This window comes from Paenibacillus sanguinis 2301083 = DSM 16941 (assembly GCF_000374825.1).
Taxonomy (GTDB): Bacteria; Bacillota; Bacilli; order Paenibacillales; family Paenibacillaceae; genus Fontibacillus; species Fontibacillus sanguinis.
Window position 1 is genome coordinate 119,396 of sequence record NZ_KB895387.1, and the last position, 21,300, is coordinate 140,695.

Annotated in this window: 18 protein-coding genes, 11 tRNA genes and 1 rRNA gene; 2 read left to right on the plus strand and 28 right to left on the minus strand. The window is 49.3% G+C overall.

Annotated elements, in window-relative coordinates:
- Window positions 1–9 precede the first annotated feature (9 nt).
- The 5 genes from recJ to C557_RS0117570 form a co-directional block, all read right to left on the minus strand.
- Window positions 10–2,418 (minus strand): single-stranded-DNA-specific exonuclease RecJ, encoded by a 2,409-nt coding sequence (gene recJ / locus C557_RS0117555; protein WP_018753199.1) that lies wholly within the window; start codon window positions 2,416–2,418, stop codon window positions 10–12.
- 38 nt (window positions 2,419–2,456) lie between these two features.
- Window positions 2,457–3,410: a cation diffusion facilitator family transporter gene (locus C557_RS0117560; protein ID WP_018753200.1), complete on the minus strand. Its 954-nt coding sequence runs from the start codon at window positions 3,408–3,410 to the stop codon at window positions 2,457–2,459.
- Between the two features lie 115 nt (window positions 3,411–3,525).
- Window positions 3,526–4,413, minus strand: a complete 888-nt coding sequence (secF, locus tag C557_RS23730) for a protein translocase subunit SecF (protein ID WP_018753201.1) — start codon at window positions 4,411–4,413, stop codon at window positions 3,526–3,528.
- Entirely contained in the window at window positions 4,403–5,656 is a 1,254-nt protein-coding gene (secD, locus tag C557_RS23735) for a protein translocase subunit SecD (RefSeq protein WP_018753202.1), read from the minus strand. Before secD ends, secF begins: the two co-directional genes overlap by 11 nt.
- Window positions 5,657–5,820: 164 nt before the next feature.
- On the minus strand, window positions 5,821–6,075 hold the full coding sequence (locus C557_RS0117570; RefSeq protein ID WP_018753203.1) for a post-transcriptional regulator: 255 nt from the start codon (window positions 6,073–6,075) through the stop codon (window positions 5,821–5,823).
- A gap of 206 nt (window positions 6,076–6,281) precedes the next feature.
- Between C557_RS0117570 and spoVB the strand changes: the two genes are divergently transcribed.
- Complete coding sequence (gene spoVB, locus C557_RS0117575) at window positions 6,282–7,880, plus strand: stage V sporulation protein B (protein WP_018753204.1); 1,599 nt, start codon at window positions 6,282–6,284, stop codon at window positions 7,878–7,880.
- An 18-nt stretch (window positions 7,881–7,898) separates the two neighbouring features.
- Here the strand turns inward: spoVB and C557_RS0117580 are convergent, their stop codons facing one another.
- Window positions 7,899–8,582, minus strand: coding sequence for a DUF421 domain-containing protein (locus C557_RS0117580; RefSeq protein WP_051082471.1), 684 nt, complete (start codon window positions 8,580–8,582; stop codon window positions 7,899–7,901).
- 264 nt (window positions 8,583–8,846) lie between these two features.
- Between C557_RS0117580 and C557_RS0117585 the strand changes: the two genes are divergently transcribed.
- On the plus strand, window positions 8,847–9,239 hold the full coding sequence (locus C557_RS0117585; RefSeq protein WP_018753206.1) for a TIGR04086 family membrane protein: 393 nt from the start codon (window positions 8,847–8,849) through the stop codon (window positions 9,237–9,239).
- 58 nt (window positions 9,240–9,297) lie between these two features.
- On the opposite strand, the gene yajC is transcribed toward C557_RS0117585, so the two are convergent.
- The 22 genes from yajC to rrf form a co-directional block, all read right to left on the minus strand.
- Window positions 9,298–9,606 (minus strand): preprotein translocase subunit YajC, encoded by a 309-nt coding sequence (yajC, locus tag C557_RS0117590; RefSeq protein WP_018753207.1) that lies wholly within the window; start codon window positions 9,604–9,606, stop codon window positions 9,298–9,300.
- Between the two features lie 37 nt (window positions 9,607–9,643).
- Entirely contained in the window at window positions 9,644–10,783 is a 1,140-nt protein-coding gene (gene tgt, locus C557_RS0117595; RefSeq protein WP_018753208.1) for a tRNA guanosine(34) transglycosylase Tgt, read from the minus strand.
- Window positions 10,784–10,827: 44 nt separating this feature from the next.
- On the minus strand, window positions 10,828–11,856 hold the full coding sequence (queA, locus tag C557_RS0117600) for a tRNA preQ1(34) S-adenosylmethionine ribosyltransferase-isomerase QueA (protein ID WP_018753209.1): 1,029 nt from the start codon (window positions 11,854–11,856) through the stop codon (window positions 10,828–10,830).
- 8 nt (window positions 11,857–11,864) lie between these two features.
- The gene (locus tag C557_RS0117605; RefSeq protein ID WP_018753210.1) at window positions 11,865–13,955 is read right to left on the minus strand and encodes a SpoIID/LytB domain-containing protein; all 2,091 of its coding nucleotides are present in this window, start codon (window positions 13,953–13,955) and stop codon (window positions 11,865–11,867) included.
- Between the two features lie 69 nt (window positions 13,956–14,024).
- The gene (gene ruvB, locus C557_RS0117610; RefSeq protein ID WP_018753211.1) at window positions 14,025–15,029 is read right to left on the minus strand and encodes a Holliday junction branch migration DNA helicase RuvB; all 1,005 of its coding nucleotides are present in this window, start codon (window positions 15,027–15,029) and stop codon (window positions 14,025–14,027) included.
- Window positions 15,030–15,062: 33 nt separating this feature from the next.
- On the minus strand, window positions 15,063–15,686 hold the full coding sequence (gene ruvA, locus C557_RS0117615) for a Holliday junction branch migration protein RuvA (protein ID WP_018753212.1): 624 nt from the start codon (window positions 15,684–15,686) through the stop codon (window positions 15,063–15,065).
- Complete coding sequence (gene ruvC, locus C557_RS0117620; protein WP_018753213.1) at window positions 15,683–16,186, minus strand: crossover junction endodeoxyribonuclease RuvC; 504 nt, start codon at window positions 16,184–16,186, stop codon at window positions 15,683–15,685. Before ruvC ends, ruvA begins: the two co-directional genes overlap by 4 nt.
- A gap of 219 nt (window positions 16,187–16,405) precedes the next feature.
- On the minus strand, window positions 16,406–17,095 hold the full coding sequence (locus C557_RS0117625) for a BofC C-terminal domain-containing protein (RefSeq protein ID WP_018753214.1): 690 nt from the start codon (window positions 17,093–17,095) through the stop codon (window positions 16,406–16,408).
- 181 nt (window positions 17,096–17,276) lie between these two features.
- Window positions 17,277–17,350, minus strand: a tRNA-Pro gene (locus C557_RS0117630).
- Window positions 17,351–17,438: 88 nt separating this feature from the next.
- Window positions 17,439–19,238, minus strand: a complete 1,800-nt coding sequence (locus C557_RS0117635; protein WP_018753215.1) for a glycoside hydrolase family 2 protein — start codon at window positions 19,236–19,238, stop codon at window positions 17,439–17,441.
- Between the two features lie 165 nt (window positions 19,239–19,403).
- Window positions 19,404–19,979, minus strand: a complete 576-nt coding sequence (locus C557_RS0117640) for a class I SAM-dependent methyltransferase (protein ID WP_018753216.1) — start codon at window positions 19,977–19,979, stop codon at window positions 19,404–19,406.
- 187 nt (window positions 19,980–20,166) lie between these two features.
- Window positions 20,167–20,246, minus strand: a tRNA-Leu gene (locus C557_RS0117645).
- Window positions 20,247–20,254: 8 nt separating this feature from the next.
- Window positions 20,255–20,328 (minus strand) — tRNA-Arg (locus C557_RS0117650).
- 8 nt (window positions 20,329–20,336) lie between these two features.
- Window positions 20,337–20,411, minus strand: a tRNA-Gly gene (locus C557_RS0117655).
- Between the two features lie 17 nt (window positions 20,412–20,428).
- Window positions 20,429–20,504: transfer RNA gene (locus C557_RS0117660), tRNA-Lys, on the minus strand.
- 50 nt (window positions 20,505–20,554) lie between these two features.
- Window positions 20,555–20,631 (minus strand) — tRNA-Asp (locus C557_RS0117665).
- Between the two features lie 75 nt (window positions 20,632–20,706).
- A tRNA-Met gene (locus C557_RS0117670) sits at window positions 20,707–20,780 on the minus strand.
- Between the two features lie 15 nt (window positions 20,781–20,795).
- Window positions 20,796–20,871, minus strand: a tRNA-Val gene (locus tag C557_RS0117675).
- A gap of 21 nt (window positions 20,872–20,892) precedes the next feature.
- Window positions 20,893–20,967 (minus strand) — tRNA-Glu (locus C557_RS0117680).
- Window positions 20,968–20,982: 15 nt separating this feature from the next.
- Window positions 20,983–21,055 (minus strand) — tRNA-Thr (locus C557_RS0117685).
- A gap of 4 nt (window positions 21,056–21,059) precedes the next feature.
- A tRNA-Asn gene (locus C557_RS0117690) sits at window positions 21,060–21,135 on the minus strand.
- 8 nt (window positions 21,136–21,143) lie between these two features.
- Window positions 21,144–21,260, minus strand: a 5S ribosomal RNA gene (rrf, locus tag C557_RS0117695).
- Window positions 21,261–21,300: the final 40 nt, after the last annotated feature.

The window sequence follows — 21,300 nt, forward strand, 5'->3', positions numbered from 1 at the left end:
CCTCCTATTTTATGAAGCCCCTTGGTTGTGAGCAAACATCCATTTAGTAATCTCCGGGACGCGGCCATACTCCAGCAATTGTTCCATATCAGCCAGCAGTTCCAGCTCCCGATAGCGTCTTGAGGTCTCAAGCGCCTGCTTGGCCGGAGAGGGATTCAGCTTGACTATCCCTGAGCTCCGTACCAGAAATCCTAATTCCTCGAACACGCCTAACGTCAGCAGCAGCATACGCTTGGACCAGCCAGTCCGTTTAGCCAGAGCAGCGAGCAACTCATCTTCGCGGAATCCCTGAGCAGCTTGCCGATGGATCAACCCGTACACTTGCTTGAAATGATCGCGCGATGGCCGCTCAATCTTCTCTTGTGCAGAACGCCGCGGATGTAATAAGTATAAGCGCTCCAGCCCGGCAAATGCAGATAACATCCCCTGCCAGCTTTGCCGGGTATCCGGCAATTCAAGAACAAATAACGTTCCCACGCCATGGCTGCCGGTTCCTTGTGCTCGGCCATTCACCGGACGGACACCGTCTTTCTTATCATATACCCAAACCTGCATGTTCTTCAATTGGCCTATCGCAGATACATCAGTCGCAGGGTTGACCACAACTGCCGGAAGTCCTGAGCCGCAAGCGGGCAAATTCATCAGCTTGTGATAAATCTCCTCCAACTGCTGCAGAGGTCGGCGGGAATCCCGATAATCAAACACCTGAATATGCGACACCGTCAAATCCTGAATCATAAGCTGAGGCTTGCGTGAACCTTTCCATTCATTAATGCTGGCTTCGGCCACTATATCAAGTACAGCCTCCTCCGTTAGCAATGTGGACAACGCCCCTTTGCCAAAAGCAACCGCCTCAACAGTTTTGCCATTCTGAGCCACAATCAGCTTCAAATGCTTCCCGTCCGTGCCCATCTGCCGGCATTCCAGCAGCTTAAGTCCTCTCAGCAGAAGCTTGGGGCAAGCATTAGCCATGCCAAACGGCGCCAGACCTTCCAACTGCTCAATCGCTTGCAGGGTGACCTCTTGCAACGAACAGCTTAGATCAATTTGCATAACGGGTACAAAATGTTCTGGTCCCAAGCGGGGAGCCGCAAAGCTCTGCAGCCGTTCTTTAAACGGCTCAATTCGGCTCTGATGCAGCGACATGCCCGCTGCTGAAGGGTGGCCGCCAAAATGATCAAGCAAATCGGCGCAATCAGTTAATGCCTCATACATGTCAAATCCGGGAATGGAACGTGCAGAGCCCTTGCATTCTCCGGTCTCCGGGTTAATCCCCAGTACAATCGTTGGTCGGTAATACCTTTCCAGCAGCTTGGAGGCAACGATACCAACCACTCCTGCATTCCAGCCTGTACCTGCCACTACAATGACATCTGGCAACGCGTCGTCCTGCGTCTGTTGCTCCAACTGTGCCAAGGCTTCTTGAGTTATTTCATCCACGAGCATCTGTCGCTCTTTATTAAGCAAATCCAGTTCCTCAGCGGTGTCCTCCGCTTCTTCCAGACTATCCGCTGTCAGCAAAGCCACAGCTCGATTGGCATGGCTCATACGGCCGCTGGCATTAATACGCGGGGCTAAACCGAAAGCTACCGTCGTTGAGGTAACATCGCCGCTAGACCAGCCCGCGATCCCTAGCAACGCTGTAATACCAGGAAAAGACGATTTCGCCATCGATGCAAGCCCCGCCTTGACCATCACACGATTTTCATCGGTTAGCGGCATCAAATCAGCGATAGTTCCAAGAGCAACCAGTTCTGTCCAGGCTTGCGGAGTGTCCTCTTCCAGTAAGGCCTGCGCCAGCTTGTACGCTACTCCAACACCCGCCAGTCCCTTGAAAGGATAAGTACAATAAGGAAGCTTGGGATTCACTAGCGTACAGGCCTCTGGCAGGATCGCCGGAGGCTCGTGATGATCTGTGACAACAACATCCATTCCGACGGAGTTGGCGTATGCTATTTGCTCCACAGCACTGATTCCAGTATCCACCGTTATGATCAGGCTGTAGCCCTTCTTGTGAAAGTGCTCCAGTACAGGGATATGCAAGCCGTACCCTTCCTTGGTACGGTGCGGAATGTAATAATCATATGTAGCGCCCATACGGCGCATCAAGTAAATCATCAATGTCGTAGAGGACACGCCATCGGCATCGTAATCGCCATATATCAGTATACGTTCCCCTTCAGCTATGGCGCGGCGAATACGTGATACGGCTTCCCCCATGCCGCTAAGCAGCAGTGGATCATGCTGCTCTGTCAGGTCCCCATTCAAGAATAGCTCGGCCTGCCGCGCGTCCTCCATCCCTCTTGTAACGAGCAAGGAAGCAAGCAGTGGTGAAATATCTAACTGATCAGCAAGCTCCCGGGAGCTATTTACATCAACAGGCAATACCTCCCAGCGTGATTTGGCATGAAGCAACATCGGCACCTCCCTTCTGTCATTACTCAGCTGCCCTCCGCTTATTGAAGCAGACTTGGCAGATCGTTGTCGGATTCCTCGGTATTGCTTTTGTAAGGGTAACCTGCATCGTAGGGTTTCACTTGAATTCGAACATTAATCACATGAGGGAAACGGTTAAGAAGCAGCAACCTGGCCCGATTGGCGATTTCATTGGCCTCCAGCACCGTAATCTTGGGGTTGACGCTAATTTTCGCATTAATTGTAACGTAATGTCCGTTCTCCAGAGCGTGCAGCTCTTCCACCGCAATCACGCCATGCACTCTTTGAACCGTATCAATGAATGAGGCCGCATCCTCTTCCTGCATTCGGAATACAGGCATGTCATAAAGCGATGTCTTCACCAAATGATAGGAACGCAACAAAATATGACAAGCTACAATGAGAGCAGCAATCGGTTCAAGGTATAGCAATGCCGGAATATCCCACACATGGCCTCCCATGGCCGCAGCTACACCAACCAATATGGTCACAGAAGAAAATAACGAGTGGCGATGGCTCTCCACAAGCCGGCGTCCTTCCATAGCTTCTCTTCCGAATTGCCGTATTTGGAACTGGAATATCAATTCCTTCAGGGCCATTGAGAACAATATAGATACAAAAGGCAGCGCCTCTGGCGGGGTAATATCGGATGTTGCAATGGCAGTAATTCCAGCAATCAGAAGCTGCAATGCGCCCATCATCAGAAATATGGAAAGAAAAATGGCAGACAACGGGCTCGCCGTATCCTGGCGAGGCCGTGATCCTTCCTGTTTGTGCCGGCGTTTTGTTCCTGGCAAGCGCAGCTTGGTTGCGACGCTGACGGCCGCATCATGAGTAGAGTACAAAGCTCCCGCCAGCAAGGCCTGACTGCCGAATATCCAGCCTACCAGCCCTTTGAATATAGCGAGTCCAACATCGCTGACGATGCCAAGCCAAGTCGTTGATTGCCGCAGCATGTCTTGTTCTCGTGTCATAGTCAACCTCCTGAAGCACCTAAAACTGAAAAGAGCGGGAAAGCCGCGTCTAGATCGACGCGGCCCCATCCCTAACCAGCAAATAAATTACATGACAACACAACAAAATGGCCATTTAAGACGCTTTCGCTGTGCGCTTTTGCTTGCTTTTCAACAAGAACCAGAGTGGGCTTGCCACAAAGATGGTTGAGTACGCCCCGAACAGCAAACCGATAACCATAGCCAGCGAGAACATCCGAATGGATTCCCCGCCTAACAGGAACAGGAACAATGCCGCTGCAAATACAGTCAAAGCCGTGTACAAGGAACGCATAATCGTTTGCGATATACTTTGATTGACCAGATGGATTAAATCCTCGCGGGTTTTCGTCTTGGCAAAACGCAAGTTCTCCCGAATACGGTCAAAGATAACGATGGTATCGTTAATGGAATAACCAATAATCGTCAGTACCGCGATGATAAAGGTAGAGTCCACCTCAAGCCGGAAGATAGAGAACACAGTAACCACCATAAAGGCATCATGCAGCAATGCTACTATGGCAGCCACGGCAAAACGCCATTCAAAACGAATGCCGACATAGACGATGATGCCCAGGCAAGAGATCAGTACAGCATAGATCGCATTAAGCGCTAATTCCTTAGCCATTTCAGGGTCTACCGTATTCACTTCAAAGGAAGCTTTATCGTCCAGCTTCAAAATTTCATTTTTCAGCTCAAAGTCATTATTCTGGCTAAGCACTGTATCAAAACGGATGTTCATCCGCTCTTCCCCTGCACTGATCACCGTGCCTTCACGAATGTTCAGCTTCTCCAGAATAGGTTCAACTTGCTCGGACGTAAGCGGCTTGGACAATGTAATATCCACGTTGGAACCCGCTTTGAAGTCAACGCTATAGTTCAAACCAAAGATAGATAGGCAAATTACACCAACAATGGTCAGGATAATAGATATCGTATAGAAGTAACGGCTCAGATGCACATAGTCCAAATTTTTAAAGCTCACGAATATCACGCTCCTTCACACCGAAATATTTCGGTTTCAACAGCTTGCCAGCCTTAAGCAGCAGGTTCAGCATGAAACGGGAGAGATATACATTCGTGGCAATCCCCAGTATGATCTCTACGATGAGCACCAAGGCAAACCCTTTGACAGCCCCCGTACCATAAGCGTACATTACGGCTGCAACGATAATCGTTGTAATCTGCGAGTCAAGCACTGTCCGCAGAGAGTGCCGGTCCCCGGCTTTAACAGCAGACATAACGCTTCGGCCCGCTCGTATCTCCTCATGAATCCGCTCATTGGTAATAATATTGGCATCGACGGCCATACCCACACCGAGTACAAACGCAGCAATTCCCGGCAAGGTCAGGGTGAAATCGGCCCAAACGAAAATGAGAATGAGCAGCCATGTATGCACAATCAGCGTAAAAGCAGCAATTAAACCTGGCACACGGTACATTCCGATCATGAATACCAAAATGAACAGAGAGGCAATCAAGCCAGCCTCGATCGTCTCGTCCAGCGATTGCTTACCGAGCGTTGCTCCGATACTTTGTGAATACTTCTCGGTGAGATTCAACGGCAATGCACCCAAGTTAATGGTGTCGCGCAATTCCTTCGCTTTATCAAGATCTCCGCCTACGCTGATCTGAGCAGAACCATCTGTCAGAACGGCCTGGACCACCGGGTCAGAAATAAGTTCCTCATTCATGTAGATGGCAAGCGGCTGACCGAGCAAACGCTTGGTCACTTCGGCAAACTTCTCTTTGCTGTTCACCTTGATGCTAACGAGGGGCTCGTTCATTTGTCCGAACTCCAGCTTGGCCCCGTTGGCAGCAAAATCCGTGCCGATCATCTCAATCTTGTTATACTGGTTTGGATCAGTCTCTGTACCATCCTTGCTTCGGAAGGTCAGAGACGCAGGCTCCTGCATCGTTTCGCGAACCGTCTTCTCATCTGTAACACCCGCTAATTTCAAACGGATACGATTCGTTCCCTCCGTTGTCACTTCCGGCTCGCTTGTACCAAGCTTGTTGGCGCGCTCCTCCAAACTTTTAGCCGTTTGGATCAATGATTCCTTCGTGACCTGTGTGCCGCCTTCAAGCGGACTGGCTTCATACAAAATTTCAAAGCCGCCCTTGAGGTCAAGACCAAGACGGACGTCTTTTAGCAGGCCGGGGGTTGTCCATCCCATGATGGCAAAGGATACAACCACGACGGTTATGAATGCGATAATTCTTTTCATCCCGTACTTCGTTCCCCTTTCAAATTCTCAATATTCCTATTATAGCTATGCCATATTGACCAGTCAATTTATATGAAAAACTTCTCTTCGTGCTCGTTAAGTCCTGGCCCTCTATCCAAAAAATTCATCATTGACGTCATGGCAACAAAAAGGACCCCACTTACTCAAAATGGGGATCCACGATATGCGGAAATCGTCATATAATTCATAAACTGAGTCGCTTTTAGTGAGAGAATATCATTAACCAGTTGATGTAACGGAGGGGGGCCGCTTTTCTCATATTTATAGCTAACACACTCCCAGATATCCGCGCCGGTAACTTGCTCGTACCCGATGAGTCTAAACTCCTCAGCTTTACTGCGGCACAGGCCTTCGATCGCCTCGTTCAATTGTTGTTCCGTCATTTCCTCTTCTGTCACGATCCAGCCTCCTTCCAACCCTCTTATTCCTATATTCTACTCTAATTCTTCATTTCCTGCCTATACGAGGTTGTTCAAAAAGTCGTCTTCCCAGAACGAAGTTGAACGAACAAGTCATGAATAGGGACAGGTTCAACATATTCATAGAAGAGAGGCTTTGCCGCCTCCATGGAAATTCAAAAGCTGGCGGAGGAAGAGGGATTACCTTGAATAAGCAAACTTTTATCCAGGGGACAATGATATTATTGGCGGCTGGAATCATCAATCGTATTTTGGGCTTTATACCGCGGATTATGCTGCCCCGAATTATCGGGGCCGAAGGTGTGGGTCTTTACCAACTGGGCTATCCGTTTTTTCTTGTCATGGTAACAATTATTACCGGTGGGATTCCGCTTGCTGTCGCCAAGCTGGTGGCCGAAGCGGAGTCTTCGGGCAAACCTGAACGGGCAGCATCTGTATTGCGGACAAGCCTGGTCTTTACTACTGCTGCCGGGTTCCTGTTTACATTTCTCTGTCTGTTTGGCGCGCCATGGGTTACCCGTTATATTTTAACTGATCCTCGCGTATACCAGACCTTTATTGCCATGAGTCCCATGATTATTATCGTATCCATATCTTCCGTGTATCGCGGTTACTTTCAAGGAAAGCAAGATATGATCCCTTCTGCCGTGTCCTCTATTCTGGAGACTCTGGCCCGCATCATCGGCGTCCTTTGGTTCTCCTATCTGCTGCTCCCCTATGGAGTGGCCTATGGAGCAGCCGGTGCCATGCTTGGTGTTGTCGCCGGAGAAGTCGTTGGCATGGCTGTCTTGTTGTGGCAATACCGCCAATTACAGCTTTGCGACCGCAAGCCTTCTGCGGGGGAAGCTGCCCCTGGGAAGAAATCAGTGCTTCCACCCCACGACAAGGGGGATAGCTCCTCGGGAAGAACACTGAGGAAAATTTTAAGAATTGCTATCCCGGTGACGGGAAGCCGCCTGGTTGGCTCCTTGTCCTACTTGCTGGAATCTATCACAACCGCCCGCAGCCTGGCCCTTGCCGGAATTTCCGTAGCTATAGCTACCTCTCAGTACGGCGCGCTCCAGGGGATGATTATTCCCTTGCTGCTCCTGCCAGGTGCGCTCACCTCGTCATTAGCCGTTTCGCTCGTACCTTCATTGGCTGAGGCGCAGGCGCGCGGTGATGTAAGAACCATTCATCTTCGTCTGCATCAGTCTCTTCGTTTGGCACTCGTAACCGGCGCTCCATTTGCAGCTATTATGTATGTACTGGCAGAGCCCATCTGCCAAATTGTGTACAACAACACTGAAATCTCGGGCATGCTAAAGATCATGGCTCCGTTTGCCCTGCTGCTATACGCCCAAGCTCCCCTGCAAGCAACCTTGCAGGCCTTGGACAAACCTGGACGCGCACTGGTTAATACCCTAATCGGGGCCGTTATCAAGATCGGACTGATTTTCTACTTGGCGTCCAATCCTGCTTTGGGTATATATGGAGCCATTATCGCCATCATTGTTAACTTCGTTCTGGTTACCGTCTTGCATGGATACAGTGTATCCCGCTCCCTGCGCTATCGTCTGCCTTTTCTTGATATCACCAAGGTGGTCGCTGCGATGTTCATCATGGCTGCCGCGGCTGATTATGCATACAATCATCTCGTCATAAGCTCACATATCGCCATCCAACTTATGCTGTCGGCCCTGCTCTCCGGCTTATTGTACATCACTCTTGCCGCAATTATGGGCTTATTCGATCTTCATGATTTGAAAAGATTGCCCATTGTGGGTAAATGGTTTCGCCAGTAAGAGCCTGGAATTTAAAAACTAACGGTATTCATCCAATGCGTTGATATATAGCTTACCCGTATGGTCAATGCTGCAGAAGAACACTTGTTTGAAGTCGGCCAGACCCTTGGCCTGAATTTGCTGCTTCAGCCAAAAGCGCGTTTTCCCGATTTCTCTCAGATTGTCGTCGTTCACCTTGCCATCCATTATAAGCGGTAGCGGCAAAGCCTCAAATTGTACATTCCGGAGGACGGAACGAGAAACACCCTTGCTTTTACTGCTTGACCCTTGACCAGATGGGTCGCCATCGTTATTTTTGGGAATTACACTGAGTTGGCCACTCGTTTCCAGCACTGCAAATTCCACATCTCCAATATTATCAATTTTCTGGGAGCGGAGTTGCATCAACAGATCGTCCAGATTATAGCGCTGCTTCTTCATGACATTCTGATTAATTTTCCCATTCTGAATAATCACACTGGGCTTCCCGTCGAACCACAGGCGCAACTTGCGAAAACGCAAGGAGAGTAACGAGATGATTATTTGAATAAACATCAGTGTCAGCATCGGGATGAATCCGTCAGACAATGGACGATTTATATCCTCCAGCGCAAGAACGGCAATTTCCGCGACCATAAGGGAGATAACAAAATCGAAAATCGAGAGCTCGCCTATTTCTCTCTTGCCCATAATGCGCATCACGCCAAACACGAGGAAATACATCAGCACGGTTCGAAAGATATGCTCAAAGGCATGCTCCACGGAAAATCCCTCCTTGGATAGTCATCGGTCGCCTTAATCGGCAGTATTCGTATTCTGGCAACATTCTCTTGGTTCCATGCGAGCTAGAGCTACTCAAAATGCGGGACACCTGCCCTTTTTTCCCTATAAATAATTGTCCAGCCCTTGTACTAATGCAACAAGCTTGACCATAAAATGGGATATACCGCCAGGTAGCAAGTTTTAAGGACAAGGAGGACGATGACCATGCATTTGCTTCGCCGTTTCTTCGGATTCCGTCTGACTCAACCTACGATAGCCGGACTGTGGTACGGATTTCTGTGGATGATGATCGGGGCACTCATTTTATCATTGCTGCTGCAAGGGGAGCTTGTAGAAGAGGTGCAATTGGGGTTATTTGCGTATATTGTACATGGGATAGCTGTATTCTTTGGTGGAATGGTATCGGGGAAGCGTGCCCAGCAAAAGGGGTGGTACCGAGGAACCTTAACTGGCTTCCTTTATGTGCTGTTGTTGCTTATTATCAGCTTCCTCGCATTGGATCATTCACTTGCCCTCAAGGATTGGCTGCTAATTATGCCGGGGATTATCATCGGAGCAGCCGGGGGAATTTTGGGTGTTAATTTAAGCCGAAAATAAGCGAGATGAGGCAAAAAAAAGAGCCTGAAATCAGGCTCTTTTTGCTCCTTGCCATTTCTTATGACGGATCTTTAACACTGTGACTGATTGCATTGCGATCAAAGGTCAGCTTGGTCACATCATTGACTCGGATAACTACCGTGTCAGCTGTCAGCTCCACAATCGTACCGTGCAAGCCACCAATTGTGACAATTTTATCGCCCTTATTTAGGGCATTCAGCATCGCTGTCCGTTGGTTTTGCTTCTTCTTCTGCGGACGAATCAGCAAGAAATAAAATACGGCAATCATGATAACGAATGGAATAAGCATTTGAATCAGAGAGCCTGCTCCTCCAACTCCTGTTCCACCTGCTGCTGCATAAAACATTGTATTTCCCCCTTTCACTATTTACCTATGATCTTGCTTAGAATCCTTTGTCATTGCCAAACAGACCGTACTGCTCAAAGAACTCGTCCCGGAAACTCAATAGCCGATCTTCCATAATCGCCCGACGCACTTTCTCCATCAGCTTGATCAAAAAATGCAGATTATGGTATGTAGTTAACCGCAGCCCAAAGGTTTCATCGGCTTTGATCAGATGTCGCAGATAGGCTCTTGAATAATTACGGCATGTGTAGCAGTTGCATTCCGGGTCCAGCGGTCCAAAGTCATTGGCATACTGAGCATTTCTCACCACTAGCCGTCCTTGGCTGGTCATCGTTGTACCATTGCGGGCAATTCGGGTTGGCAACACGCAGTCAAACATATCGATCCCGCGAATAGCTCCTTCAATTAGCGCATCCGGAGAGCCAACTCCCATCAGATAACGCGGCTTGTCCGTCGGCAGCAATGGAACGGTATATTCCAGCACCTCATACATCAACGGTTTGGGCTCGCCTACACTCAGTCCACCAATAGCATACCCCGGAAAATCCAGAGAAGTCAAATCTCTGGCGCTTTGCTTGCGCAAATCCTCATGCATGCCCCCCTGAACGATGGCAAAGAGCCCTTGGTCATGCGGACGAGCATGACTCTTCAAACAGCGCTCTGCCCAGCGTGTCGTCCGCTCCAGTGAATTTTTCACATATTCATATTCCGCCGGATAAGGTGGACACTCGTCAAAGGCCATCATAATATCGGACCCTAACGCATTTTGAATTTCCATCGCGACTTCCGGAGACAAAAACAGCTTGTCACCGTTTAGATGGGAGCGAAAATGTACGCCCTCTTCCGTAATCTTCCGCATCTCGCTCAGAGAGAAGACTTGGAAGCCACCGCTATCTGTCAAAATCGCACGATCCCAGTTCATGAATTTGTGCAAACCACCAGCTTCACGAATAATCTCATGGCCTGGACGCAGAAAAAGGTGGTACGTATTGCTCAATATAATTCGAGCTTCCATCTCCTTCAATTCCTCAGGACTCATAGTTTTTACCGTAGCCTGAGTTCCTACCGGCATAAAGGTGGGAGTGTCAAAAGAGCCATGCGGTGTATGCACCCGGCCCAACCGGGCTCCTGATTGCTTGCATGTTTTAATATGTTCATAAGTAATTGCTGGTGCCAATCTAATCAACCGTCCTCTTCTTTAAGTCCGAGTTCCACAACCTCTTAGTAAATAAACATAGCATCTCCAAAGCTGAAGAAACGGTACCGCTGTTCAATAGCCTCCTGGTAAGCGTTCATAATATGCTCCCGGCCCGCCAAAGCGCTCACCAGCATCACCAGTGTGGACTTCGGCAGATGAAAATTGGTAAGCATCGCATCTACAAGGCCAAATTGATAACCCGGATAAATGAAAATGTCGGTCCAGCCACTGCTAGCCACAATCGGAGCTGCTCCACATTTCTGCGCCACCGTCTCCAGTGTCCGTGCCGAGGTTGTTCCCACGGCAATTACTCTGCCACCTCTGGCCTTCGTTGCATTTAGCACCTCGGCGGTCTCCTGAGGCAGCACGTAATACTCTTCATGCATCACGTGATCTTCCACCTGTTCCACCGACATGGGACGGAAGGTTCCGAGACCAACGTGCAGAGTAAGAAAGGCCACAGTGACCCCCTTCTCTGTGACCCGGCTTAACAGGTCTTTCGTGAAATGCAGACCTGCGGTTGGTGCCGCTGCCGAGCCTTCATGCTTCGAGTAAACCGTCTGGTAGCGCTCGCGATCATCTAATTTCTCCTTTATATAAGGAGGAAGCGGCATTTGTCCGAGACGGTCAAGAATCTCATTAAATATCCCGGTGTAATGGAACCGCAGAATCCGGCCCCCCATATCGCTTTCCGACTCCACTGTAGCTCGCAATTCCTCACCAAACACGATAACAGCTCCGGTCTTCAGCTTTTTTCCCGGTTTGACCAGCGTCTCCCAACGATCCTCGCCGAGACTTCTAAGCAACAGCACCTCGGCCTTGGCGCCAGTATCCTCTTTGATGCCAAACAACCGCGCCGGAATAACTCGCGTATCATTTAATACCAACGTATCGCCAGGCTGCAAACAATCCAATATATCAGAAAATGTATGATGCGAGATATCCCCATTCAGCTTATTTAAAGTTAATAAGCGAGAAGCAGTGCGATCAAGCAACGGGGTCTGGGCAATCAGTTCCTCAGGAAGCTCAAAATCGTATAAATCCACATTCATTTATTTATTCATTCCTTAACAATAGTCACATTTTGATAATAGTGTTGCAAAATTTCCCGGTAATCATACCCGTCATCGGCCATTCCCTTAGCACCCCACTGTGAGAGCCCTAATCCATGACCATTGCCGCGGCCTACGAACATGAAGCTATTGCCAGACTCTACGACGCGAGCCTCCTGCTCGCCTCCCATGACTACCATACCGCTGGAATCTGCGGTAGTAGTCTTGCCAGCGGCCGACAGAACCGTCGTTGCGGAAGCTGCTTCAGTGGTTTCTCCGGCACCTTGTACAGTATAACGTCCGGTCGGAACAATATCAAATAGCGTACTGGGCAGCCCATTGAAGGCGGAACGGAAGACATCCGGATATCTCACGTCAAGCACTTGGCCGTTAGCCTTGATCTGTGTAACTCTCCCTGACGGCCCCCGTTCAGTAACCTCCAGACTGGTAATAGAAGCAGGCAGTTCCGTTGCCGTCTTGCCCTTCAATGATTTCAATAGTTCTTCCGAACTGAATGGACCGCGAATCCAGGCATATGCACTGGATTCTTCCACATTGTCTAGCACGACCGCCTCATCACCGGGATTCAACCTGCCAATAGGTTCTACATCAGATTGAATCAACGGCGACTTGCGAACCATAACGTTGCTGGTCGTTACCGACAACTGCTGAAGCCCCGCGGAATTGGTCCCGTTTATCACGACATTGTCCTCTCGCACGTACCCCGTCCGTCCATCAGGCAGCAACACATGATACCAGGATTTCAGCGATGCCTGAGCTGCCTTGTCCTCATTGCTGACAACACTGGCATAGACCGAATTTACATTCCCCCATACCTCAGTTGCATCGGCAGTCACCCCGCCGCTGTTTGAAGAGAAGATGCCTTCGACAATTTTGCCACCTGCCACCAGCACTTCACCCGCCGTGTCATCAACGGCCTGGGTAATGCTATCCGCTTCGTTATTGGTACCCTGATAAACCTGGCTTAAGGTGGTATCAACCAATCCTGCCACCTTGAACTTGTTCAGACCGGCATGATACAGGGCATAGCTGCGGGCTGCAACAGCCTGAGCCTTAAGCGCCTCTTGCGGCCAGGAGGAAGGAACCTCTCCCGCCACTACCGAGTACAGATATTGCTCCAGGGGCACTTCATTAACCAAGGCCAGTTGTCCATTTACCCGGCTGATTTCAAAATCCCCGCGATACTTGCGATTAGAGCGCTCCACAAGCTGAATCGGAGCATTGCCCTCGTCGCGAACAAGCAGCTTGGCTCCTTCTCCACTAAGCTCATAATGATTGACAGCAAATGGAGCATCCAGGTTTAAGGTCACATCACGATGCAAGACCAAGGCTGGGGCATCATACTCGACAGAAGTGAAGCTAATCCCCGGATGCTGGATTTCCAAGCTGGCTTGCAATGCGGCTTGGGCAGCAGGAGTTACCGCTCCACCAACCCATACCTCATATTGCTGGGGTCCGGTCATCACGGCAAAGGCCTCGGCTCCATCGTTCAGAGTCTGACTTAAGCTCTCAGCCGCTCCGAGACTGGCAAAGTAACCTGCGGAGACGTATCGTTCCCCGCGGACCTCTGGTGTGCTCTCGCCAAGAGAGGCGGCCAAAGTCTGTCCAACGCGACCAACCGCTATCTGCGCTTCCCTTTCATTGACATAAGGACCCGTATACACGCGGTATATCGTTCCATCAGTCCGTTCCACCGCATAGGCTACCGGCTTGTCCACCGTGCCTTGCAGCTTCTTGATCGCAGCCGCAACCGTGTTCCAGTCGGCACTCTCCAGCGCCTTCACCTTCAAACCGCTAACACTGAAACGCGCCGCTTCTCCTGCACCGAAGCGAACCCATGGCTCCCAGGCTGTATTCACGGAAAACCCGGCCTCCGCGGAAGCCGCTGTCTTCAAGGTCACTGCCGGCGCTGTTGATTTATAGGTACTGCCAAGGTTCAGGTACATGGCTACGCGTACCAGTGTCGTATCCGAACCATCTGCAGCCGCCGGAAGGTGCAGCGCACCAGCCAGCATCAACCCGGCAAGCAATCCCTTTCCCCACTTGGCCCATCCTATTCTGCGTTGTTTTTCCTTCAAACTGATTCTCCTCCCTTATCCCCTAGCAAAATATGTTCTTCCATCATAATTTCTTGTATTCACCCAGATTTAAGGAGACTCGGGCAATGGCAATCCCAAATGCTGATAAGCAGCCACTGTCACCATCCGCCCCCGCGGCGTCCGTTGCAGGAACCCGATTTGCAGCAAATACGGCTCGTACACATCTTCAATGGTTTGGCTTTCCTCGCCGATGGTGGCAGCAATGGTATCCAGGCCCACCGGCCCGCCGCGAAAGCTGGTAATCATGGAATGCAGCATTTTATGGTCAATCAAATCCAGCCCCATCGGGTCAACCTGAAGCATCTGTAAGGCTTCCTTGGCTACCTCCGTCGTAATCATGCCATCGCCTCTGACTTGAGCATAATCCCGCACACGCCGCAGCAACCGTCCGGCAATACGCGGCGTCCCCCGCGATCTAAGCGCGATCTCATCAGCCGCATCTCCGATCATTTCAATGCCGAATATATCTGCTCCTCGCGATACGATGAAGCTAAGCTCGGCCGTTGTATAGAATTCCAGACGGCTCACCACGCCAAAGCGGTCTCTCAGCGGCGCAGATAACAGCCCGGCCCGCGTTGTAGCGCCAATCAGGGTAAATGGAGGCAAATCCAAGCGAACGGAGCGTGCGCTTGGTCCTTTGCCTATCATAATATCAAGCGCAAAATCCTCCATGGCCGGGTACAGCACCTCTTCCACTGAACGATGGAGTCGGTGGATTTCATCGATAAAGAGGACGTCGCCCTCCTGCAGATTGGTTAATAATGCTGCCAAATCCCCCGGTCGCTCGATGGCCGGACCCGACGTGGTCCGCAGGTTGACCCCAAGCTCATTGGCGATAATATTGGCCAGCGTTGTCTTGCCAAGCCCTGGCGGCCCGTACAACAGGACATGGTCCAGTGCTTCATTACGCATTTTGGCCGCTTCAATATATATTTTCAAATTTTCTTTAACCTGATTTTGTCCGATGTATTCCGCCAGATACCGGGGCCGCAAACTCAGCTCCACAGCCTGGTCTTCCATCATCAGATTAGCGGAAATAATCCGGTCTTCCATGATGCCCTCGCCCTCCTCTCCTTACTCCCTCAATCATAAACCGGCATAGAGCAGCTTCAAGGCCTTCTTCATGACCAAGTCCACCGCTTCGTCCGGCCTGATATCGCCCTTCAAACGTTGCCACACCCGGTCGAGTTCTGTATCGGTATACCCCAATGCTTTAAGTCCTTCCCGCGCTTCGGGCCATCCAGGAATCGTTGAATCATTCAAAGCTTGCTCTGCGACTTGCGGGGAACTGAACAGGGTAGTCTCGCCCAGGCCCTCCAGCTTGTCCTTCAAATCCAGAATCATACGTTGTGCCGTCTTCTTACCAATCCCGGGGAGCTTGGTCAGGAACGCAATGTTCTCCTGATGAATCGCTGCTACAACATGCTCGGGGCTGCCGCCACTCAAGATGCCTAACGCCACACGCGGCCCGATTCCGGTCACGTCGATCAGCTTGCGGAATAGCTTCTGCTCCTCTCTGCTAGAGAAGCCGAACAGCAAGATTGCATCCTCACGCACATGATGATGAATATAAACCGTCACAGCGTCTGCTTCCTTGGCCGCAAAGGCATACGGATTTGGGCAGAACACCCGGTATCCTACCCCTTGTACATCCAGCACCATATATTCCGGTTCCATATGGGCCACCTGGCCCCGCAAAAAATCGATCATGAACGCAATACCTCATTTATTTTAGATTTTAAGGTGTACGAATGGGCATGACATATCGCGACAGACAAAGCATCCGCCACATCATCCGGTTTGGGGATGGCCTGCAACTTCAGGAACATCCGGGTCATCTCCTGCACCTGGCGCTTCTCGGCCTTACCGTAACCCACCACAGCCTGCTTCACTTGCATCGGCGTGTATTCCGATACGGGCAAGCCTTTTTGCACTGCCGCCAGCACCATCACCCCACGCGCTTGGCTTACAGACATAGCGGTAGTGACATTGCGGTTGAAAAACAACTTCTCCAGCGCTACCTCATCCGGTTTGTATTTATCAATTAATTGTACGATTCCTTCATAGACATGCAACAGTCTTTCTTCTTCCGGGGTATGCGCTTCGGTCTGAATACAGCCGTATTGCACCGGCACGACCTTACTCCCCTGTTTATCAATGAATCCAAACCCCACAATGGCGATTCCGGGGTCAATTCCAAGTATACGCAAGGCTCATCTCTCCCTAATTGTTGCTGAACTCTCGTATGTTCCTATGCAGAGCCTGATCGGTCAAAGCGAACATATGTATTCACTTTATTATAGCAAAAGATCACGGCAATTGAGGAAAAAGTTTGTATTTGCTCCCCTGAACATACGCAAACACAAAAAAGACGTTACCCGCGTAACGTCTTCTCTTCGTTCAGCTATTTTCTTCCCTGGCCGCTTGGTTTAAGGCCTGTCCTCCTGCTGCATAACTCTCTCCGAGGGTTCAATTGCAAAATCACTAAAGGTCGAGAGTACACTATTATACTCTTCAACATCCTGAATACGGATGCCCTGCTGCAATTGCTTGATCACATCAGCCGGCAATGCGCTCTCCATCATTTCTACATCCATTTGAAAAAAGGTGCGGATGACCTTCTCTTTTTTCGGCGGTCCTTCAAACAAGGTTAAATTACCATCCTTATCCAGACCGATATATCCATTATCTTTACATATATCAGATAATCCGGTCACCCTCTCATCGATCCAGACGTCGCCCCCTGCGCCAAGTCGGCCTTCCCAGGTAGGATGCTGTTTTATCAATGTGGTGATCTCCTGCGGCGTCATAATTCCCAGTACACTGCTCTCTTCCCCGCAGGTATAGATTTTCGTAAAGTGGACGATACGTGTACGATCTTCTTTTTCCAGATCGAGCAGCCATTCCGGCATCTCCTCGGAAGCCGACTCCTGCCACAAGCTTAACGTCTCCATCGCCAGCGGCTCATTGGTCATCAGTTCTTCCATTTGGTCCGATAAAGGCAACCCCAACCAGGCCATCAAGGCAACAATCGTACAGGCCCCTACCGTCCAGATTGTACGTCTCCATGTTTTCCAACGTTTTTTTAAACGCTTTTTTATATGAAAGCTGCTCACCATGATCCCCTTCTATCACTCTTTATTCTTACTCTATATTGTGACCGACAGACAGGGCATTTATTCAATGAGCACTAGCTTGGGCAAACAAAAAAACAACCCTCATCAAGAGTGGTTGTTTTTTGGAGAAAGATCATGCAGCCCATGATATATAATTTAGCTTCTTTCCATTTAAAGCTTACGATCGGGACGACACGATTTGAACATGCGACCCCCTGGTCCCAAACCAGGTGCTCTACCAAGCTGAGCTACGTCCCGCTATAGAATGCGTCCTGCTTTCTCTTTAAAAAAATCAGGTCACTTTTTCTATTATAGCGAGCGCCGGGAAATAGTCAAGAATATTTTTCTAATCTCTATAAATATGATGGACTCTACGAGAATTAACCTCGCGAACTTTGTCCAAGGATACCTTTGGCTCCCGATCCTCCGTCAACAGTCCATTCACTTCTTCCTGTACATCGGTAATCTGAGTGAAGCAATAGCCAGCAATGAATGGAATGGCCTGAATGGCTCCCGTAATGCTGCCAAACCGCTCCAGGAAGGCTTCCTCGGAATCGACCTGATTCCCATATCCCCAGCCGCTTTCCGTACGGAAAGCTATGCCCCCATATTCACTAATGATGACGGGTTGCCCTTGATAGCTATAACCGTTAGCGAAGGGAAACTTCCATTCATTAAAGGCACTGCGCCCCCCGGTAATAGAATCCTTATCCTTATAGGTCTCCAGGAAATCCTCCCCACGCTCTACATAATCATGCAGAGTAAGTATATCAGAAACCGTGTGCTCCCAGCCATCGTTAGTGATGACGGGACGATACGGATCAAAGGCTTTGGTCAAATGATAGATGCCCTCGGTGAACTTCTGTTGCCGCACATCATGTCCAACGTTCACAATTCCCCAAGACTCATTAAACGGTACCCAGGTTATGATGCAAGGATGATTATATTGCTGCTGAACCACCTCAAGCCATTCTTTGGTGAAACGTTCTACAGCCTCATCGTTAAATTCATAGGTAGCCGCCATTTCTGACCACACCAGCACACCCTTCACATCACACCAATAGAGAAAACGGGCATCCTCCACCTTCATATGCTTCCGCAAGCCGTTATAGCCCATCTCCAGAATCAAGTCAATATCTTTGATGATCGCCTCCTCCGATGGCGGAGTGAGTTGGCTCTCCGGCCAATACCCTTGATCCAGAATCAGCCTTTGGTAGAGCGGATAGTTGTTGAGCAGGATTTGACCTTCCTTAATCGAGATTTTGCGCATTCCGAAATAAGAGCCTACCCGATCAGCCTCTTCCTCTCCATCGTATAATACGAACTCCACATCAAACAGATTAGGTCTTTCAGGCGTCCACATGCTTTCCAGCCAAGGGCCATTCGTTTCATGCAGTACGCTTGCTTCCGCAGTCAACTGGCTTCGGTTAACCGAGAGGCTCCATATAGTCACAGGCCGTCCCTTAAAGGTAATTTCCACCTCCAGACGAAGGTTGGATTTGTCATCAACCCCATGCATGCGGAAATCAAAACGAACCATATGGCGATCGATCTCCGGCGTAATTTTGACAGATTCTATCCGTGTTTGCCCTACATATTCCAGCCAGACCGTCTTCCAAATCCCCGTAGTTTGAACATAAGAGGTTTCAAAGTTATGCCCCGAATAGCGCTGCTTGCCTCTTGGTTGCATCGGGCTATGGCCATCCTCAACCTTCAGCACAATTTCATTCTCCGCGCCTTGTACCAAAGAATCGGTGATGTCAAAGGAAAATCTGGCATAACCGCCTTCATGTTCGCCAACCCATCTGCCGTTAACCCAACAGGTTGCTTTATAATCAACACCCTCAAAATGCAGAATGGTCCGTTTCCCTTCTGATTCCGGAGCAAGCATCCAATTTTTACGATACCACACTTGAGAATGTACCTCTTGATCATCAATGCCGCTCGCTTTAGTCTCATAAGTAAACGGAACAACTATCTTTCGAGCAGTCGGAAATCGGTCCATCCACCGCTGCGCATCTCCCACCTTAGAGTCATCGAAGCAAAAATCCCAAACTCCGTTTAAGTCCAGCCACTCCTTACGAGTAAACTGAGGTCTCGGGTAGTTTTTGATATAAAATTTGGTTGATGCTGTGACTGTGGTCATTAATGCTTGGCCTCCCTGTTGATGTACAGTAGTCGTTGTTTTCATGGCTTATCCATTTACCTTAAAGAAAATTATATAAATATGTACCACATTTCAAGATGTCAATTAAAGCAAACTATGCAAATTTGCTATTTCTAGTGTGTCTCGCTCAAAACAGCTGCAGGCTCACTCTGTTGGCAAGTCCTTTCTCCAAATATACCTGATAAATTTTTTCCTGTCGATTTCATAAATTATCTCATCCTCACAAGTCAATCCAGTTAACCCATGAAAATCTGTTGGAGTCATTAAATCTTCATATTGAATATCAGGATTATCTTTTGGTACTTCATAAAAACCATTTACCCATAGGATTCCGTTTTTTTTCAAATGCTGTTCCAAAATAGGGTAAAAATTCTCTTCTAAACGATAGTGATTTAACACTATTAGATCAAATACTCCAAAATCAGAATAGGATTTTTCTACACATAGATTTCTTTGCAGTACGCTGATGGCTAATTGCTTTTTTAAAGCAAACCGCTGTAGCCTTTCAATAGCAACACTACTGAAGTCAACTGCAGTTACTTTATAACCATGTGAAGCCAAAAACAACGCATTACGACCATCACCACAAGCCAAGTCCAAAACCATTCCGCTTTTGGGGAGACAGGGCATATCATGAACCAAACACCCTTCCGGTTGCATTAACTCCTGGCCTCTGACTTTGAATTTATCATTCCAATAAGATACGTTCCCCATATACATTGAACATGCGCCTCTATTCACACGACAAAATATTATTCATCACAGTGGGCATAAAAACTTCATCCGCAGGTTCAAACCCTGGCACTTGGAGTTTCTTTGCCATCCATGTCAAATTCAGATATCATCTTGGCGAAAAAACAAAAAATCATGTTTGAGTTTTAAATCCTCATACATGATTTTTCATTAATGCCGGTGAAGGGACTCGAACCCCCACGGTTTCCCTCACGATTTTGAGTCGCGCGCGTCTGCCAATTCCGCCACACCGGCGAGTAAAACGCGCCCTAAGAGATTCGAACTCCTGACCTTTTGATTCGTAGTCAAACGCTCTATCCAGCTGAGCTAAGGGCGCATATCATATGGAGCGGACGACGGGAATCGAACCCGCGACCCTCGCCTTGGCAAGGCGATGCTCTACCGCTGAGCCACGTCCGCAAAATAACAAAGAAAACTGGTGAGCCATGAAGGACTCGAACCTTCGACACCCTGATTAAAAGTCAGGTGCTCTACCAACTGAGCTAATGGCTCGTACAAAGTACGACCATCCCTTATCAGGATGTAGAAAATGTAAACAATAATGGCGGAGCCGACGGGATTCGAACCCGCGGTCTCCTGCGTGACAGGCAGGCATGTTAGGCCTCTACACCACGGCTCCACACTAGGTTATCTGGGCTCCCCGGAAAGTAATCGGAATATGCTACAAGGCCATTCTTCACTTTTTGGGGATAAGTTGCGGGGGCAGGATTTGAACCTGCGGCCTTCGGGTTATGAGCCCGACGAGCTACCGGGCTGCTCCACCCCGCGTCAATAAAAGTCATATGGTGGAGGCTGAGGGGCTCGAACCCCCGACCCTCTGCTTGTAAGGCAGATGCTCTCCCAGCTGAGCTAAGCCTCCGATCTGGGTTTGAAGTAATAATGGTGACCCGTAGGGGATTCGAACCCCTGTTACCTCCGTGAAAGGGAGGTGTCTTAACCCCTTGACCAACGGGCCTTATTATGTAAATGAAGCTCTCAACCGGGATCGAACCGGTGACCTCATCCTTACCATGGATGCACTCTACCTACTGAGCTATGAGAGCATGATGGCTCCCCGAACAGGACTCGAACCTGTGACAACTCGATTAACAGTCGAGTGCTCTACCAACTGAGCTATCAGGGAATATAATCGCTTGGCAACGTCCTACTCTCCCAGGACCCTTCGGTCCAAGTACCATCGGCGCTGGAGGGCTTAACGGTCGTGTTCGGGATGGGTACGTGTGGAACCCCTCCGCCATCGCCACCAAACGATTCAAGCGTTTAATCGCTTGAAAACTGGATACGAAAC

Excerpts from the sequence above, each read along its gene's own strand:
- secD (WP_018753202.1), bottom strand. The coding sequence starts at position 5,656 with ATGAAAAGAATTATCGCATTCATAACCGTCGTGGTTGTATCCTTTGCC.
- C557_RS0117560 (WP_018753200.1), bottom strand. The coding sequence starts at position 3,410 with ATGACACGAGAACAAGACATGCTGCGGCAATCAACGACTTGGCTTGGC.
- ruvA (WP_018753212.1), bottom strand. The coding sequence starts at position 15,686 with ATGATCGATTTTTTGCGGGGCCAGGTGGCCCATATGGAACCGGAATAT.
- yajC (WP_018753207.1), bottom strand. The coding sequence starts at position 9,606 with ATGTTTTATGCAGCAGCAGGTGGAACAGGAGTTGGAGGAGCAGGCTCT.
- queA (WP_018753209.1), bottom strand. The coding sequence starts at position 11,856 with ATGAATGTGGATTTATACGATTTTGAGCTTCCTGAGGAACTGATTGCC.
- C557_RS0117585 (WP_018753206.1), top strand. The coding sequence starts at position 8,847 with ATGCATTTGCTTCGCCGTTTCTTCGGATTCCGTCTGACTCAACCTACG.
- ruvB (WP_018753211.1), bottom strand. The coding sequence starts at position 15,029 with ATGGAAGACCGGATTATTTCCGCTAATCTGATGATGGAAGACCAGGCT.
- C557_RS0117625 (WP_018753214.1), bottom strand. The coding sequence starts at position 17,095 with ATGGTGAGCAGCTTTCATATAAAAAAGCGTTTAAAAAAACGTTGGAAA.
- C557_RS0117580 (WP_051082471.1), bottom strand. The coding sequence starts at position 8,582 with ATGTATTTCCTCGTGTTTGGCGTGATGCGCATTATGGGCAAGAGAGAA.
- recJ (WP_018753199.1), bottom strand. The coding sequence starts at position 2,418 with ATGTTGCTTCATGCCAAATCACGCTGGGAGGTATTGCCTGTTGATGTA.
- C557_RS0117635 (WP_018753215.1), bottom strand. The coding sequence starts at position 19,238 with ATGACCACAGTCACAGCATCAACCAAATTTTATATCAAAAACTACCCG.
- C557_RS0117640 (WP_018753216.1), bottom strand. The coding sequence starts at position 19,979 with ATGTATATGGGGAACGTATCTTATTGGAATGATAAATTCAAAGTCAGA.